Source organism: Pseudomonas sp. PDM05 (assembly GCF_014851685.1).
In the GTDB taxonomy this organism is placed as follows: domain Bacteria; phylum Pseudomonadota; class Gammaproteobacteria; order Pseudomonadales; family Pseudomonadaceae; genus Aquipseudomonas.
In genome coordinates, this window is sequence record NZ_JACVAC010000002.1 from 257,529 (window position 1) to 274,925 (window position 17,397).

Here is a 17,397-nt window from a genome sequence, read left to right on the forward strand (position 1 = left end):
TCGCCGCCTGAAACCTCCTTCACCTTCGGAAGATGCTTATGTCCAAGTTAAAACACGTCCTACTGCAATCTGCCGGCTGGCTGTTCTTTCTCAGCCTGCTGATGGGACTCGCCCTGCTGTTGCCGGCGAGTACGTTCGACTCGGAGTCGAAGAATTTTATTTTCCTGATTGGCGCCGTCGGCATCTGGCGCTACTCGATGGGTGCTACGCATTTCTTTCGCGGCATGCTGTTTTTGTACGTGGTCTACCCGCACCTGCGCCGCAAAGTGCGCAAGCTGGGCAAGGCCGCCGACCCGTCCCACGTGTTCCTGATGGTCACCAGTTTCCGTATCGACGCGCTGACCACCGCGCAGGTCTACAGCTCGGTGATCCGCGAAGCCATCGAATGCGGCTTCCCCACCACCGTGGTCTGCTCGCTGGTAGAAATGTCCGATGAGCTGCTGGTGAAAAGCCTGTGGGAACGCATGAACCCGCCGGACCACGTGAAGCTCGACTTCGTGCGCATCGCCGGTACCGGCAAGCGCGACGGCCTGGCCTTCGGCTTCCGGGCGATCTCCCGCCACCTGCCGGATGACCGCGCCGTGGTCGCCGTGATCGATGGCGACACCGTGCTGGCCGAAGGTGTCGTGCGCAAGACCGTGCCGTGGTTCCAGTTGTTCGGCAACGTCGGCGGCCTGACCACCAACGAATTCTGCGAAGTGCGCGGCGGCTACATCATGAGCGAGTGGCACAAGCTGCGCTTCGCCCAGCGCCACATCAACATGTGCTCCATGGCCCTGTCCAAGCGCGTGCTGACCATGACCGGGCGTATGTCGGTGTTCCGCGCCAGCGTGGTGACCGACCCGGGCTTCATCGCCGACGTCGAAAGCGACTCGCTGCAGCACTGGCGCCTGGGCCGCTTCAAGTTCCTCACCGGCGACGACAAGTCCAGCTGGTTCAGCCTGATGCGCCTGGGCTACGACACCTTCTACGTGCCGGACGCCGCGATCAACACCGTGGAACACCCGCCGGAAAAGAGCTTTATCAAGGCCAGCCGCAAGCTGATGTTCCGCTGGTACGGCAACAACCTGCGCCAGAACTCCCGCGCCCTCGGCCTGGGTGTGCGACGCCTGGGCCTGTTCACCAGCGTGGTGCTGTTCGATCAGCGCGTGTCGATGTGGACCTCCCTGCTCGGCCTGACCGTGGCAATCATCGCCACCTTCAAATACGGCGGCGCCTTCATCCTTGCGTACCTGCTGTGGATCGGCATCACGCGCCTGATTCTCACCCTGCTGCTGTCGTGCTCCGGCCACACGATCGGCCCGGCGTACCCGGTGATTCTCTATTACAACCAGATCATGGGCGCGCTGGTGAAGATCTACGTGTTCTTCCGCCTTGATCAACAGTCCTGGACCCGCCAGGACACCAAACTGACCCGCGATTTGGCCAGCTTTCAACGTTGGTTCAACACCTGGTCGTCTCGGACCATGACCTTCTCCGCCGGCAGCATTTTCGTCGCCGTGTTGCTGATGATGGTCTGACCCTGCCAAGCCTGAATTAACTCTAGGAAATTGCCCTGATGAACAGCCAAGTAAATGCCAATGTTGTCCACGAATCCGAAGCCCAGCGCCAACATGCCCGGGTAAAAATTCCGGCCAAGCTGCGCTTCTTCAACACCGACCGTACCCAGACCGAAGCACGGGTGATCGACCTGTCCGCCGGCGGCCTGGCGTTCACCGCCACCCAGCCGTTGACCGTCGGCGAAGTGCACAAGGGCCGCCTGCAATTCGTCATCGATAACCTCGGCCTGGCCATGGACGTGGAACTGCAGATCCGCTCCTACGACCGCCAGACCGGCCGCACCGGTTGCCAGTTCCAGAACCTCGACGCCCAGGATATTTCCACCCTGCGCCATCTGATCACCTCGCACCTGTCCGGTGACATCGTGACCATGGGCGACGTGCTGGCGACCCTGCAACGCGATAACTTCACCAAGGCGCGCAAGGTCAAGGACAGCGGCAGCGGCATGACCGCGTTCGGTCGCCTGCGCGCCGTGGTATTCAGCGCGGGCATCTTCATCGTCGGCCTCGCCGCGTTTGGTTTCGTGTTCAAGTCGGTATACGGCATGTACTTCGTCAGCCACGCCCAGGCCGGCCTGGTCAGCGTGCCCGGCATGAACGTGACCATGCCCCGCGACGGCACCGTGCAAAGCCTGCTCAAAGGTGACGCGGTCGCCGCCAAGGGCGCGCCACTGGCGACGTTCAGCACCAGCATGCTGGATGTGCTCAAGGGCCACCTGGACGAAGACCAACTGCAACCGGCCAAGGTTGAAGAACTGTTCGGCAAGCAAATGACCGGCACCCTGACCTCGCCGTGCGACTGCGTGGTCGCCCAGCAAATGGTCGCTGACGGCCAGTACGCCAACAAAGGCGACGTGATCTTCCAACTGGTGCCTCGCGGCAGCCAGGCCAATGTGGAAGCACGCTTCACCTATCGCCAGTTCGCCGACGTGCGTCCAGGTACGCCGGTGAGCTTCCAGGTCGCCGACGAAGAACAGACCCGCACCGGCACCATCGTCAGCAGCACCAGCCTGAACAGCGCCGACCTGTCCTCCGATATCCGCGTGCAGATCAAGCCCGACGCTCCGCTGGACAGCACCTACGCCGGCCGCCCGGTGGAAGTGACCAGCGACCGCGGCCCTTCGCTGAACTGGCTGATCGACAAAGCCATGGCCAACGGTCTGTAAGCAGAGGACATGCCTGTGATGACTCCAATACAAACACCGCGGTCCCTGTGGGAGCGGGCTTGCTCGCGAAAGCAGTGTGTCAGCCAGCACATGTATCAACTGACAAGGCCCCTTCGCGAGCAAGCCCGCTCCCACATGGGTTCTCTGTGCACCTTGACACTTGCGGTGAGCCTCGCCGGTTGCGCCGGCCTGCCCGACCAACGCCTGGCCAATGAAGCGCTCAAGCGTGGCGACACCGTCACCGCGCAGCAGAATTACCAGCAACTGGCAGACCTGGGTTACAGCGAGGCCCAGGTGGGCCTGGCCGACATCCAGGTCGGCACTCGCGATCCGGCGCAAATCAAACAGGCCGAAGCCACCTACCGTGCGGCAGCGGACACCTCGCCCCGCGCCCAGGCCCGCCTCGGTCGCCTGCTGGTGGCCAAGCCCGGCAGCACCGAAGCCGAACATCACGAAGCCGAAGGCCTGCTGAAAAAAGCCTTTGCCAATGGCGAAGGCAACACCCTGATCCCGCTGGCGATGCTGTACCTGCAATACCCGCACAGCTTTCCCAACGTGAATGCCCAGCAGCAGATCAGCCAATGGCAGGCCGCCGGTTACCCGGAAGCCGGTCTGGCCCAGGTGCTGCTGTATCGCACCCAAGGCACTTACGACCAGCATCTGGACGACGTGGAACGCATCTGCAAAGCCGCGCTGAATAGCACCGACATCTGCTACGTCGAGCTGGCCACGGTCTACCAGAAACAAGCCGCGCCGGAAAAACAGGCTGAACTGCTCAAGCAAATGGAAGCCGGCTACAGCCGTGGCAGCGTCACCGCCCAGCGCGTCGACAGCGTCGCCCGTGTGCTCGGCGATGCCAGCATTGGCACCCCGGACGCAAAAACCGCCCAGGCCCTGCTGGAAAAAATCGCCCCTGGCTACCCGGCATCCTGGGTCAGCCTGGCGCAATTGCTCTACGACTTCCCCGAACTGGGCGACGTCGACCAGATGATGAAATACCTGGACAACGGCCGCGCCGCCGACCAGCCGCGCGCCGAGCTGTTGCTGGGCAAGCTCTACTACGACGGCAAGTGGGTACCGGCCGATGCCAAGGCGGCCGAAGCACACTTCCAGAAAGCCCAGGGCAAGGAAGTCGCCGCCGACTACTACCTCGGCCAGATCTACCGCCGTGGCTACCTCGGCCAGGTCTACTCGCAAAAAGCCCTGGACCACCTGCTGACCGCTGCGCGCAACGGCCAGAACAGTGCCGACTTCGCCATCGCCCAACTGTTTTCCCAAGGCAAGGGCACCAAGCCCGACCCATTGAACGCCTACGTCTTCAGCCAATTGGCCAAAGCCCAGGACACCCCGCAAGCCAATGACCTGGCCACCCAGCTCGAAGCCCCGCTGACACCGGAGCAACGCGCCCAAGGCCAACGCCTGGTGCAACAGGAACTGGCCGCCCGCGGCACCCTGGCCCAGAGCACGTTGCAACTGCACGCCCTGGAAGAAGACGACGGCGAGGAATCCCTATGAAGCTCAACCCATTCGTCAAGGCCGGTATCGGCCTGACTTTCGCCCTGCTGTGGTCGTGCCCGACCCTGGCCGCGCTGACCGAAGCGAAGAACTTCGGCCTGGAAGTGAAAATCACCGGCCAGTCCGAAGACGACCGTGACCTGGGCACGCAAAAAGGCGGCGACGTCAACGGCATCGGCCTCGACGTACGCCCGTGGATCTACGGCGAAAGCGGCGCCTGGAGCGCCTACGCCATGGGCCAGGCCGTGGCTTCCAGCGACATCATCGAGACCGACACCCTGCAACAGTCCTCCGATGACGAGAACCAGCAAACCAGCAACGACGACCGCAAGACCAAGAAAAACTTCCTGGCATTGCGCGAGTTCTGGGTCGGCTACAGCGGCTTCACGCCCTACCCCGGCGAGATCCTCAAGCTCGGTCGTCAGCGCCTGCGCAATGACGACGGCCAATGGCGCGACACCAACATCGAAGCCCTGAACTGGACCTTCGACACCACCCTGCTCAAGGCCAATGTCGGCGTCGCCGAACGCTTCAGCGAATACCGCACCGACCTCAAGGAACTCGCCCCGGTCGACAAAGACCGCCAGCACCTCTACGCCGACGCCGCCTACCAGTGGACCCCCGGCCAGTGGATCGGCCTGCGCGGCCATCACACCCATGACAACGGCAAGCTCGACTACCCGGAACAGGGCGTCGCTACCGACTCCCTGGACAAGCGTGAAAACGGCGACCTGACCTGGCTCGGCATCGAGGCCAATAGCGACGCCTACAACTGGCGCAACACCAACACCGTCAACTATTGGGCCAGCATCACCGGCATGCGCGGCGACCGCGACAAGGTCAACGCCTTGAAAGCCGACGGTTCGAGCCCCGACCAAGCCAAGCGCAGCGACAACCTGAGCGGCTGGGCCACCGACATCGGCGTGCGCCTGCGCCTCGACCCGCAGTGGCAAGTCGGTGCGGCCTACTCCCGCGCCAGCGCCGAGTACGAGCAGAACGGCCTGCAAAGCAACCGTTCGAACTGGACCGGCACCCAGTCCCGCGTGCATCGCTTCGGCGAAGCGTTTCGCGGCGAGATGAACAACATGCAGTCCATGAGCCTGTTCGGGTCCTGGCAACTGCGCGAGGACTACGACGCCAGCCTGGTGTACCACAAGTTCTGGCGCGTGGACGGCAACAAGCCGGTCACCAGCAATGGCATTGCAGCCGTGGACAACACCACCGACGCCGCCGGCGACATTATCGCCAGCACCTCGCTGCCGCTGGCCGATGGCAAGAAAGACCTGGGTCAGGAAATGGACCTGGTGGTCACCAAGTACTTCAAGAAAGGCCTGTTGCCAGCCGGGCTCAGCCAGTCCATCGACGAGCCGTCGGCGCTGGTGCGGTTCCGTGCTGGCGTATTCAAGCCGGGTGATGCCTATGGCAGCGGAGTCGATTCCTACATGCACCGCGCATTTGTCGATGTGGTGTGGAAATTCTGATGGGAGCCTGCGCTATGAAACCTCACCGTTTGCTGGTTGCCGCGATGCTGATGGCGAACGCCACTGCTTTCGCGGATACCGCGCAGCAGGTCAAGGCGCCGACCATCGCCAAAGGGCTGCAACAAGCCAAGACCTACACTATTTCCAGCCCGCCGACCGCGCCGCTGGAAATGGCCAAGCCCGCCCTGCCTGACCTGTCGGGCTACACCGCCGCCGCGATGGAAAGCAAGATCGTGCGCAGCAAGCCGGGCAAGATCAGCCTGCGCCGCATGATGCAGGAAGACGCCCTCAAGGACTTTATCGGCGGTGACAACAAGATGGCCGAATGGGTGGTGCGCCAGCACGGCATTCCCCAGGCGATCTTTGTCGACGATGGCTACATGAACCTCAAGGACCTGCTGGGCAAGGTGCCCAAGCAGTACTTCAGCGAAACGTCGCCCGGGGTGTTCCTCGCCAAGCTGCCGATTGTGGTCGGGCGCAAGGGCATCCTCGACATCGACGGCAAGACCCAGGAGTTGCGCCTGTCCCAGGAAGCCGGTTCGTTCCTGATCAACGACGGCCAGTTGTTTGTGCGTGACACCAGGATCACCGGCTGGAGCGAAAAGGCCAACGGCCCGGCGCTGTTCAAGTCGCCCAAGGAGTTCCGCCCGTTCCTGCTGGCCTGGGGCGGCACCGAGACCTACGTCGCCAACACCAAGATGGCCAGTTTCGGCTATGCCAACAGTAAGTCGTACGGGGTGAGTATCTCCCAGTACACGCCGAACATGGCCAAGGTGCTCAAGCGTGCGGAGCCGACCGGCTGGATCATCGACTCCGAGTTCTCGGACATGTGGTACGGCTTCTACTGCTACGAGACCACCGGTTTCGTGGTCAAGGGCAATACCTACAAAGACAACATCGTCTACGGCATTGACCCCCACGACCGTTCCCACGGCCTGATCATCGCGGACAACACCGTCTACGGCACCAAGAAGAAGCACGGCATCATCATTTCCCGGGAAGTGAACGACAGCTTCATCTTCAACAACCGCAGCTACGACAACAAGCTCTCGGGCCTGGTGATCGACCGTAACAGCGTGAACAACCTGATCGCCGACAACGAGATCTACCGCAACCACACCGACGGCATCACCCTCTATGAGAGCGGCGACAACCTGCTGTGGGGCAACAAGGTGATCGCCAACCGTCGCCACGGCATCCGTGTGCGCAACAGCGTAAATATCAAGCTGTACGAAAACACCTCGATGGCCAACGGTCTCACCGGCCTGTACGGCCACATCAAGGATCTGACCGACACCGACCGCGACATCGCCCTCGACCCGTTTGACGCGAAAGTCTCGCTGATCGTGGTGGGTGGCGAACTGGCGGGCAACGGCAGCGGGCCGCTGTCCATCGACTCGCCGTTGAGCGTGGAGCTCTACCGCGTATCGATGCTGGCGCCGACCAAATCCAGCGGCATCAGCTTCAACGGTGTGCTGGGTGATCGCCAGGAAGAGATTCTCGACCTGCTGGTACGCCAGCAGAAAGCCGTGCTGATCGACCCTGTCGAACGCCAGACCGAAATGCAGGACTGAGGATGACCCTTATGCACCCACACATGATCAAACTGCTGAGCCTCTCGGGTCTGACCCTCGGCCTGCTCGCGGCCAGCCAGGGCGTGCGCGCCGACGACGTACAGGCACCGAAATTCACTGCCGAACCGTGCTGCAGCCTGTGCCCGGCGGCGCATGACGCGAAGAACTACACCACCCGTTACCAGCAGAACTTCACCACCCTGGTACAAGCCCAGGGCGACTGGTTGTTCCGCACCCAGGAAGACCTGCGCACCGAATTCGACACCAGCCCCGCCGGCTACAAACGCATGCAGCAACTGCACGATGCGTTCAAGGCCAAGGGCGTGGAACTGGTGGTGGTCTACCAGCCGACCCGTGGCCTGGTGAACCGCAACAAGCTCAACCCCGAAGAGAAAGCCAAGTTCGACTTCGACAAGGCCCTGAGCAACTACAAGACCATGCTCGGCCGTTTCGCCAAGATGGGTTATGTGGTGCCGGACCTGTCGCCATTGACCAATGAGCAGCTGCCGGATGAGCTGCCGGCCCACGATTTCTACTTCCGCGGCGACCAACACTGGACGCCATACGGCGCTCAGCGCACGGCGAAAATCGTTGGCGCCAAAGTGCGCGCGATGCCTGAGTTCGCCGACATTCCCAAGCGCGAATTCGAAACCACCCGCTCCGGGCGTATGGGCAAGACCGGCACCTTGCACAACATGGCCGGGCAACTGTGCGGCACCAGCTACGCAGTCCAGTACATGGACCAGTTCACCACCGAGCCCAAGGGCGAAGCGGGCGACGGCGACCTGTTCGGCGATTCGGGCAACCCGCAGATCACCCTGGTGGGCACCAGCCACAGCGGCAAGAACTACAACTTCGCCGGCTTCCTGGAGCAGGAAATCGGTGCCGACATTCTCAACGTCGCCTTCCCTGGCGGCGGCCTGGAAGGTTCGATGATCCAGTACCTGGGCAGCGATGAATTCCAGAAGAGCCCGCCGAAAATCCTCATCTGGGAGTTCTCGCCGCTGTACCGCCTGGACCAGGAGACCATCTACCGCCAGATGATGTCGCTGCTCGACAACGGCTGCGAAGGCAAGCCGGCACAGATGAGCGCCAGCACGTCGTTGAAGCCCGGCAAGAACGAATTGATGGTCAACAGTTCGAACAAAGACCTGCGTAACGCCAATCACCAGGTTGATATCCGCTTTGCCGACCCGTCGGTGAAAACCCTGCAAGCCACCCTCTGGTACATGAACGGGCGCCACGAGGACATCAAGATCGAGAAACCCGACACATCCGATACAGACGGGCGTTTCGCCTTTGAACTGCGCACCGATGAAGACTGGGCCGCGCAGAACCTGCTGGCCGTGGAAGTGCAAGGCCCCGAGGCGGGCCAGGCCGCGCAGAAGGTTGAAGCGAAAATTTGCACACGCAACGTATTCCCAAGCGGCGGTCAGAAGACCGCCTCCCTCGGGCAATGAGGTTACCTATGCAGAAGTTATTGATCCCTACGTTACTCGGCCTGGCGATGTTTGCAGGCTCGGTCAACGCCGCCGCGCCCCTGCGTCCGCCCCAGGGCTACTTCGCACCGATCGAGGCGTTCAAGACCGGCGACTTCAAGGAAAACTGCGACACCATGCCGGCGCCGTACACCGGGCCGTTGCAGTTTCGCAGCAAGTACGAAGGCTCGGACAAAGCCCGTTCCACCCTGAACGTGCAGTCGGAAAAAGCCTTCCGTGACAGCACTGCCGACATCACCAAGCTGGAAAAAGACACCAGCAAGCGCGTGATGCAGTTCATGCGTGACGGTCGCCCCGAACAGCTCGAATGCACCCTGAACTGGCTGGTGTCGTGGGCCAAGGCCGATGCATTGATGTCCAAGGACTTCAACCACACCGGCAAGTCCATGCGCAAATGGGCACTGGGCAGCATGGCCTCGGCCTACGTACGCCTGAAGTTCTCCGACTCGCACCCGTTGGCCAATCACCAGCAGGAATCCCAACTGATCGAAGCCTGGTTCAACAAGCTTGCCGATCAAGTGGTCAGCGACTGGGACAACCTGCCGCTGGAAAAAACCAACAACCACTCCTACTGGGCCGCCTGGTCGGTGATGGCGACGTCCATCGCCACCAACCGTCGCGACCTGTTTGATTGGGCAGTGAAGGAATACAAGGTCGGCGTGAACCAGGTCGACGACCAGGGCTTTTTGCCGAATGAATTGAAGCGCCAGCAACGAGCCCTGTCGTACCACAACTACGCCCTGCCGCCGCTGTCGATGATCGCCAGTTTTGCGTTGGTCAACGGTGTCGATCTGCGCCAGGAAAACAACAGCGCGCTCAAGCGCCTGGGTGAAAAAGTCCTGGCCGGGGTGAAAGACCCGGACATCTTCGAGCAGAAGAACGGCAAGCAGCAGGACATGAAGGACCTCAAGCAAGACATGAAATATGCCTGGCTTGAGCCGTTCTGCAACCTCTACACCTGCGCCCCCGATGTGATCGAGCGCAAGCACGGCATGCAGCCATTCAAGACATTCCGCCTGGGGGGTGACCTGACCAAGGTCTACGACCCGGCGCATGAAAAAGGCAACAAAGGTTCCTGAATAACTAACTGAAGGAACAGGGTCCCCATGTGGGAGCGGGCTTGCTCGCGAATGCGGTGTGTCAGTCGACACATCTGTAACTGAACCACCGCATTCGCGAGCAAGCCCGCTCCCACAGTTGAACCGGTTTCGACAGTTGGAATGTTGTACGGCCCTCCCCCGAATTTTCGTGGGGGGGTTTGGGGGGGCTGCGGCCCTTGACTGTTGGTTAAACATGGAGAGATCGGGATGGTTTTCTCGTCCAATGTGTTCCTGTTTCTGTTCTTGCCGATCTTTCTCGGCTTGTACTACTTGAGCGGGCAACGCTATCGCAACCTGCTGCTGCTGATTGCCAGCTATGTGTTCTACGCCTGGTGGCGAGTGGACTTCCTGGCGCTGTTCGCCGCCGTGACGCTGTGGAACTACTGGATCGGCCTCAAGGTCGGTGCCGCCGGCGTGCGCACCAAGCCGGCCCAGCGCTGGTTGCTGCTCGGCGTGGCCGTCGACCTGTGCATCCTCGGCTACTTCAAGTACGCCAACTTCGGTGTCGACAGCATCAATGTGATGATGAAGTCGGCGGGCCTGGAGCCGTTTATCCTGACCCACGTGCTGTTGCCGATCGGGATCTCGTTCTACATCTTCGAGTCCATCAGCTACATCATCGACGTGTACCGCGGCGATACCCCGGCAACCCGCAACCTCATCGACTTTGCGGCGTTCGTGGCGATCTTCCCGCACTTGATCGCCGGCCCCGTGCTGCGCTTTCGCGACCTGGCCGACCAGTTCAACAATCGCACCCACACCCTCGACAAATTCTCCGAGGGCTGCACGCGGTTCATGCAGGGTTTCATCAAGAAGGTGTTCATCGCCGACACCCTGGCGGTGGTGGCCGACCATTGCTTCGCCCTGCAAAACCCCACCACCGGCGATGCCTGGCTCGGCGCGCTGGCCTACACCGCGCAGCTGTACTTCGACTTCTCCGGCTACAGCGACATGGCCATCGGCCTGGGCTTGATGATGGGTTTCCGCTTCATGGAAAACTTCAAGCAGCCGTACATCAGCCAGTCGATCACCGAGTTCTGGCGGCGCTGGCACATCAGCCTGTCCACCTGGCTGCGTGACTACCTCTACATCACCCTGGGCGGCAACCGTAAAGGTACGCTGACCACTTACCGCAACCTGTTCCTGACCATGCTGCTCGGTGGCCTGTGGCACGGCGCGAACATCACTTACATCGTGTGGGGTGCGTGGCACGGCATGTGGCTGGCGATTGAAAAAGCCATCGGCCTCAACACGTCGCCGCGCAGCTTCAACCCGGTACGTTGGGCCTTCACCTTCCTGCTGGTCGTCGTGGGCTGGGTGATCTTCCGCGCCGAGAACCTGCACGTTGCCGGCCGCATGTATGGCGCAATGTTCAGTTTCAACGAGTGGTCGCTGTCGGAACTCAACCGCGCCAGCCTCACCGGCCTGCAAGTGGCAACCCTGGTGGTGGCGTATGCCACGTTGGCGTTCTTTGGCCTGCGCGATTTCTACCGTGACCATCCCGCGACGCCAAACCCGGCGCGCAGCGTGCCCGGCTACGCCATGCGGGCCTGTGTGCTGCTGCTGTTCGCGGCATCGATCCTGAAACTGTCGGCGCAGAGTTTCTCGCCGTTCCTTTACTTCCAATTCTGAGGGAGCCGACATGACCCGTTCATTACGCGTGCTCTACATCACCGTGTTCCTGGCCATGCTGTTGGTGCTGGGGCTGTGGTCGATGCGCAGTTTCCTGGGCTTTAGCACCAACGCCGATGCCACCGTGCTTAACGGTCGCTGGACCAAGGCCGTAGAGACCCACTACGACGACGAGTTCCCGATCAAGCGCCTGGGCACCAACCTCTGGGCGGCGCTGGACTACAAGCTGTTCAACGAAGGCCGCCCTGGCGTGGTGCTGGGCCGCGACCACTGGTTGTACAGCGACGAGGAGTTCAACCCCATCGTCAACGAAGACCAGAACCTGCAAGGCAACTACGCGCTGGTCGAAGGCGTGCGCCAGAAGCTCAAGGCCCAAGGCGTGCAGTTGGTCATGGCGATTGTCCCGGCCAAGGTGCGCTTGTACCCGGAGCACGTCGGCGACGTGAAGCCGGCAAGCATCCACGCCAACCTGTATCAGGACTTCCACGCCCGTGTGGCGGCCGACAAGATCCCGGCACCTGACCTGCTTGGCCCACTGCAACAGGCCAAGCTGAGCGGCACGCAAGTGTTCTTGCGTACCGATACCCACTGGACGCCGGACGGTGCGGAAATCGCCGCCAAGCAACTGGCCAAGACCATTGCCGAGAAAACCCCGCTGAGCGGCGAGCCGCAGCGTTTTGTCACCGAGGCCGAGAGCACCGCACCGCATAAAGGCGACCTGCGTCTGTTCCTGCCCCTGGACCCGCTGTTCGAAAACCTGATGCCACCGAAAGAACCGCTGCAAAAACGCGTGACCCATCTGGCCGAAGCCGGGGGCGACGATGCGCTGTTCAGCAACAGCGAAACCCCGGTGGCGCTGGTCGGCACCAGCTACAGCGCCAACCCCAACTGGAACTTCGTCGGTGCGCTCAAGCAAGCCCTGCACAGCGACGTCATCAACTATTCGGAAGACGGCCACGGCCCGATCTTGCCGATGCTCAGCTACCTGAAAAGCGATGACTTCAAGAACAGCCCGCCACAAGTGCTGATCTGGGAGTTTCCTGAACGTTATCTGCCCGTGAACAACGAAATCGGTGATGCCGACCCGTCCTGGGTTGCGCAGCTTAAACAAGCCGGTTCGCGCCAACAAAACATGGCTTTGAACACCCTTGAAAAATCCGAGACGCCCGACCGGGCGCAAAACTGAAAGAGAGGTAACTCACATGACTTTCACTACAACTCCTCGTCGTCTCGCCAAGACCCTGGCCCTCGCCGCTGGCATGAGCATCGCGTCGATGTCGGCCTTCGCCGGTGATGCCGCGTTGTACGGCCCCGTCGCACCGAAAGGCTCCAGCTTTGTGCGCGTATTCAACGCCTCCAACCAGGAAGTCAGCGCAACGGTTGGCAGCACCAACCTCAGCGACGTTGCGCCCCTGGCCAGCAGCGACTTCAGCTTCATGCCCGGCGGTGACTACAGCGCCAAGGTCGGCAGCCAGACCGTGCCGGTCAAACTTGCCGCCGACCACTACTACACCCTGGTCAACAACGGCAGCGGCCAACCGCAATTGATCGAAGAGCCGCCGTTCAAGAACAAGCAGAAATCCCTGGTACGTGTGCAGAACCTCAGCGACAAGGCCCTGACCCTGAAAACCGCCGACGGCAAGACCGATGTAGTCAAGTCGGTGGCGGCCAAGGGCCGTGGCGAGCGTGAAATCAACCCGGTGAAAGTAAGCCTGGCGTTGTATGACGGTGACAAAAAAGTCGGTGATGTGAAGCCGGTTGCGTTGGAACGTGGTGAAGCGGCGGTGCTGTACGTGACCGGCTCCGGTTCGAGCCTGTCGCCAGTCTGGGTGAAACGCCCGGTGTCGACCCGCTGATCGCGCGAGCAATTTAGCGACAAGCTTCAAGCGGCAAGTGAAGAGCGTTTCACTTGCAGCTTAAAGCTTGCAGCTTCCAACTATTTTTCAGGAGAAACACCCATGATCCCAGTAATCCTCTCCGGTGGTAGCGGCTCACGTCTTTGGCCGCTGTCGCGTAAACAGTTCCCGAAACAATTCCTGGCGCTGACGGGCGAGCACACGCTGTTCCAGCAAACCCTGGAACGCCTGGTGTTCGAAGGCATGGACACACCGATTGTGGTCTGCAACAAGGACCACCGCTTCATCGTCAACGAGCAACTGAGCAACCGCAAGCTGGACTGCCAGCGCATCCTGATGGAACCGTTCGGCCGCAACACCGCGCCGGCCGTGGCCCTGACCGCGATGATGCTGGTCAACGAAGGCCGCGACGAGCTGATGCTGGTGCTGCCCGCCGACCACGTGATCGACGATCAGAAAGCCCTGCAACGTGCGCTGGCCCTGGCCACCGTGGCAGCAGAACGCGGCGAGATGGTGCTGTTCGGCGTACCGGCGACCCGTCCGGAGACCGGCTACGGCTACATCAAGTCCACCGCTGATTCTCTGCTGCCCGAAGGCGTGAGCCGCGTCGAGCAGTTCGTGGAAAAACCCAATGAAAAACGCGCGGTCGAGTTCGTCAAAAGCGGCGGTTATTTCTGGAACAGCGGCATGTTCCTGTTCCGCGCCAGCCGCTTCCTCGAAGAGCTGAAAAAGCACGACCCGGACATCTACGACACCTGCCTGCTGACCCTTGAGCGCAGCGAACAGGACGCCGACACCGTGTCCTTCGACGAAGCCACCTTCGCCTGCTGCCCGGACAATTCCATCGACTACGCCGTGATGGAAAAAACCCAGCGCGCCTGCGTGGTGCCGCTGAGTGCCGGTTGGAGCGACGTGGGTTGCTGGGCCTCGCTGTGGGCGGTCAACGATAAAGACGCCAACGGCAACGTGACCAAGGGCGACGTGGTGATCCAGGACAGCAAGAACTGCATGATCCACGGCAACGGCAAGCTGGTGTCGGTAATCGGCCTGGAAAACATCGTGGTGGTGGAAACCAAGGACGCGATGATGATTGCCCACAAGGACAAGGTCCAGGGCGTCAAGCAGATGGTCAACACCCTCAACGAACAAGGGCGCAGCGAGACCCAGAACCACTGCGAGGTCTACCGCCCATGGGGCTCCTACGACTCGGTGGACATGGGCGGGCGCTTCCAGGTCAAGCACATCTCGGTCAAACCGGGTGCGTGCCTGTCGCTGCAAATGCACCACCACCGCGCCGAGCACTGGATCGTGGTCAGCGGCACGGCCGAAGTGACCTGCGACGAGAACGTATTCCTGCTGTGCGAGAACCAGTCCACTTACATCCCGATTGCCTCGGTGCACCGCCTGCGCAACCCGGGCAAGATCCCGTTGGAGATCATTGAAGTGCAATCGGGTAGCTACCTGGGCGAGGATGACATCGAGCGCTTTGAAGATATTTACGGGCGTTCGACGCCGGTTGAGCGTGGCGTGTCGGTGAAAACTATCGCGCAGTAAAACAGTCGTAAAAAGAAGCCCCCGTCCAGCCGACTGCGTCCCCTATCCGCAGCCGGTTGGGCGGGGGCTTTTTCTGTGGGTTTGGGGGTGACTGTGAGGGCCTCTTCGCGAGCAAGCCCGCTCCCACAGGTTGATTGCATTCCAAAGGTTATACGCGGTCAAAATGTGGGAGCGGGCTTGCTCGCGAAGGCGTCAGCCGCATCAACCTATCTCTCAAGCCGCCCAAACCCACCTACGCTTAAGTTAGGATGCTCGTTCCCCATTCGAGGTGGTCTCCATGTTCTTCGGCGTTCTCCTGATCATCACCTGGCTGATCCTGCTACTGCGCTACCCTGCCAAGGCCTTGCCGGTATCCCTCGCGGCCGCGGTCGGCCTGGGTTTCGTCGCCATCTGGGTGGTCTGGCTGGACAACCGCGAAGCCTCGCAACTGGCGCGCCTGGAACTGCGCATCACCTACGCGCCCGAGGAATGCCCCGCCGACCGCCCGCTGAAACTGGTCCTCAACAATGGCAACGACGTGCCTCTCACCGAACTGCGCTGGCGCGTCGCCGCCTATGCGCCGGGCGACACCGTCAACCTGGCCGACAACGTCTACGCCGCCCCGCGCTACCGCGGCCCCGGCGAGTTGCAGGCTGGCGCCACCTGGGACGATTGCCTGCCCGCCCCACCGCTGCGCCCCGGCTATCGCCCGCAAACCCTGGAATTTCGTGCCGAGCACCTGCAAGGCAGCTTCTCGGACTGACAAAGGATTGATCCATGCCCAACGTACTCATCACCGGCTGTTCCAGCGGTATCGGCCGCGCCCTGGCTGACGCGTTCAAAGCCGCCGGCTACAGCGTGTGGGCCAGCGCCCGTCGCCCGGACGATGTCGCCGGTTTAGCCGCCGCCGGCTTCAACGCGGTACAACTGGACGTCAACGACAGCGCCGCCTTGCAGCACCTGGCTGAACAGCTGGGCGAGCTGGACGTACTGGTCAACAACGCCGGTTACGGCGCCATGGGTCCGCTGCTCGACGGCGGCACCGAGGCGATGCAGCGCCAGTTCGAGACCAACGTGTTCTCCATCGTCGGCGTGACCCAGGCGCTGTTCCCGGCACTGCGCCGCAGTAAAGGCCTGGTGGTGAATATCGGCAGTGTTTCCGGGGTGCTGGTCACGCCGTTTGCCGGTGCCTACTGCGCATCCAAAGCCGCCGTGCATGCCTTGAGCGATGCCCTGCGCATGGAGCTGGCGCCGTTTGGCATTCGCGTGATGGAAGTGCAACCGGGGGCCATCGATACGAGCTTCGCGAAAAACGCCGGCGCCCAGGCCGAGCTGTTGATCAGCGAGAAATCGCCCTGGTGGCCGTTGCGCGACGGCATTCGCGCGCGCTCACAGGCCTCGCAGGACAACCCCACCCCGGCCAACCGGTTTGCCGCCCAGGTGCTCAAGGGCGTACAACAAGCCACGCCGCCACGCCTGCTGCGCGCGGGCAATGGCAGCCGGGCGCTGCCGTTGATGGCGGCGCTGTTGCCCAAGGGGCTGCTGGACAAGGTGTTGAAGAAACGGTTTGGGCTGGATGGCGCGCTCTAACCCTTCAAGAAATCGATGAACGCCCGCACCTTCAAGGGTAAATGCCGGGTGTCCGGATACATCGCATAAACCCCCTGGGGGTCGAAGCGATGGTCCGGTAACAGGCGCACCAAGCGCCCCGTTTCCAGATCGTCATTCACCAGCCACTGTGGCAGCACGGCTACACCGTGGCCGTGCACAGCGAACGCCTGGAGCACAGCTGCACTGTCGGCCACCAATGTCGTTTGACCGACGCGGTAGAGACGTTCGGTGCCTGCCGGGTCGGTTACCGTCAATCCCGTCAGCCGTCCATGGCCCAGGCGGGGCAACTGCTCCAGTTCATCCAGGGTGGCAGCCCCGGCAAACACCGGTGCCGCCACGGCGAATACCTCGAACGTCGACAACTGCACCGCACGGTGATTGGAATCCGGCAGGCGCCCCAACCGGATCGCCACGTCAAAACGCTCGGAAATCAGATCGGCATGGGTCGAGGACGTGGACAAGTGAATGTTCAGGTCCGGGTGTAGACGCCGAAAGGCCTCCACGGCAGGGGCAACCACGGCCAGGGCGTATTCCACCGTGGTGGTGATGCGCAATGTGCCCTTGAGTTGGGCGTGCTCCGAACGCGCTTCTTCGACCGCCAACCGCGCTTCTTCAAGCATGCGGGTACAGCGCAGGTAGAAGCGTTCGCCGGCATCGGTCAATGCCAGTTGGCGAGTGTTACGGGTCAGCAGAGTCACGCCCAGCTCCGCTTCCAGGCGCTTGAGATTGAAGCTGACCACGGCGCGGGTCTGGCCCAGCAGGTCGGCCGCAGCCGTGAGCGAGCCGGCCTCGACCACGGCCTTGAAGGTGTCGAATCGGTCCAGGCTGACCATGGGCCAGGCCTCCTTTGTCAAAATATTTTTGACAAACT

14 protein-coding genes are annotated in these 17,397 nt (G+C 61.8%); 13 read left to right on the forward strand and 1 reads right to left on the reverse strand.

The features are described from left to right. Nucleotides 1-38 precede the first annotated feature (38 nt). The 13 genes from alg8 (at nucleotide 39) to IB241_RS06095 (ending at nucleotide 16,505) form a co-directional block, all read left to right on the forward strand. A complete protein-coding gene (gene alg8, locus IB241_RS06035) occupies nucleotides 39-1,520 on the forward strand; it encodes a mannuronan synthase (protein ID WP_162232016.1) in 1,482 nt (493 codons plus the stop codon). A gap of 38 nt (nucleotides 1,521-1,558) precedes the next feature. Further along, nucleotides 1,559-2,725, forward strand: coding sequence for an alginate biosynthesis protein Alg44 (locus tag IB241_RS06040; RefSeq protein ID WP_192297552.1), 1,167 nt, complete (start codon nucleotides 1,559-1,561; stop codon nucleotides 2,723-2,725). Nucleotides 2,726-2,860: 135 nt separating this feature from the next. Further along, on the forward strand, nucleotides 2,861-4,240 hold the full coding sequence (gene algK, locus IB241_RS06045; protein ID WP_225595286.1) for an alginate biosynthesis TPR repeat lipoprotein AlgK: 1,380 nt from the start codon (nucleotides 2,861-2,863) through the stop codon (nucleotides 4,238-4,240). Beyond that, nucleotides 4,237-5,721, forward strand: a complete 1,485-nt coding sequence (locus IB241_RS06050) for an alginate export family protein (protein ID WP_192297556.1) — start codon at nucleotides 4,237-4,239, stop codon at nucleotides 5,719-5,721. Before algK ends, IB241_RS06050 begins: the two co-directional genes overlap by 4 nt. Continuing rightward, nucleotides 5,721-7,295 carry a mannuronan 5-epimerase AlgG gene (gene algG / locus IB241_RS06055; protein ID WP_192297558.1) on the forward strand — a complete coding sequence of 525 codons (1,575 nt, stop codon included), beginning with the start codon at nucleotides 5,721-5,723 and terminating at the stop codon, nucleotides 7,293-7,295. Before IB241_RS06050 ends, algG begins: the two co-directional genes overlap by 1 nt. Before the next feature lie 11 nt (nucleotides 7,296-7,306). After that, nucleotides 7,307-8,755 (forward strand): alginate O-acetyltransferase, encoded by a 1,449-nt coding sequence (locus tag IB241_RS06060; protein WP_192297559.1) that lies wholly within the window; start codon nucleotides 7,307-7,309, stop codon nucleotides 8,753-8,755. Nucleotides 8,756-8,763: 8 nt separating this feature from the next. Then, nucleotides 8,764-9,873: a mannuronate-specific alginate lyase gene (locus tag IB241_RS06065; RefSeq protein ID WP_192297561.1), complete on the forward strand. Its 1,110-nt coding sequence runs from the start codon at nucleotides 8,764-8,766 to the stop codon at nucleotides 9,871-9,873. A gap of 228 nt (nucleotides 9,874-10,101) precedes the next feature. Then, nucleotides 10,102-11,526 (forward strand): MBOAT family O-acyltransferase, encoded by a 1,425-nt coding sequence (locus tag IB241_RS06070; protein WP_192297563.1) that lies wholly within the window; start codon nucleotides 10,102-10,104, stop codon nucleotides 11,524-11,526. Between the two features lie 10 nt (nucleotides 11,527-11,536). Continuing rightward, on the forward strand, nucleotides 11,537-12,712 hold the full coding sequence (locus IB241_RS06075; RefSeq protein WP_192297565.1) for an alginate O-acetyltransferase: 1,176 nt from the start codon (nucleotides 11,537-11,539) through the stop codon (nucleotides 12,710-12,712). A 16-nt stretch (nucleotides 12,713-12,728) separates the two neighbouring features. Next, a complete protein-coding gene (locus IB241_RS06080) occupies nucleotides 12,729-13,382 on the forward strand; it encodes an alginate O-acetyltransferase AlgF (protein ID WP_192297567.1) in 654 nt (217 codons plus the stop codon). Between the two features lie 102 nt (nucleotides 13,383-13,484). Further along, nucleotides 13,485-14,936, forward strand: a complete 1,452-nt coding sequence (locus tag IB241_RS06085) for a mannose-1-phosphate guanylyltransferase/mannose-6-phosphate isomerase (RefSeq protein WP_192297569.1) — start codon at nucleotides 13,485-13,487, stop codon at nucleotides 14,934-14,936. Between the two features lie 277 nt (nucleotides 14,937-15,213). After that, nucleotides 15,214-15,678, forward strand: coding sequence for a multidrug transporter (locus IB241_RS06090; RefSeq protein ID WP_124527405.1), 465 nt, complete (start codon nucleotides 15,214-15,216; stop codon nucleotides 15,676-15,678). A 14-nt stretch (nucleotides 15,679-15,692) separates the two neighbouring features. Further along, on the forward strand, nucleotides 15,693-16,505 hold the full coding sequence (locus tag IB241_RS06095) for an SDR family oxidoreductase (RefSeq protein ID WP_192297570.1): 813 nt from the start codon (nucleotides 15,693-15,695) through the stop codon (nucleotides 16,503-16,505). Here the strand turns inward: IB241_RS06095 and IB241_RS06100 are convergent. Continuing rightward, a complete protein-coding gene (locus IB241_RS06100; protein WP_192297572.1) occupies nucleotides 16,502-17,359 on the reverse strand; it encodes a LysR family transcriptional regulator in 858 nt (285 codons plus the stop codon). The genes IB241_RS06095 and IB241_RS06100 overlap by 4 nt on opposite strands. Between the last annotated feature and the right edge of the window lie 38 nt (nucleotides 17,360-17,397).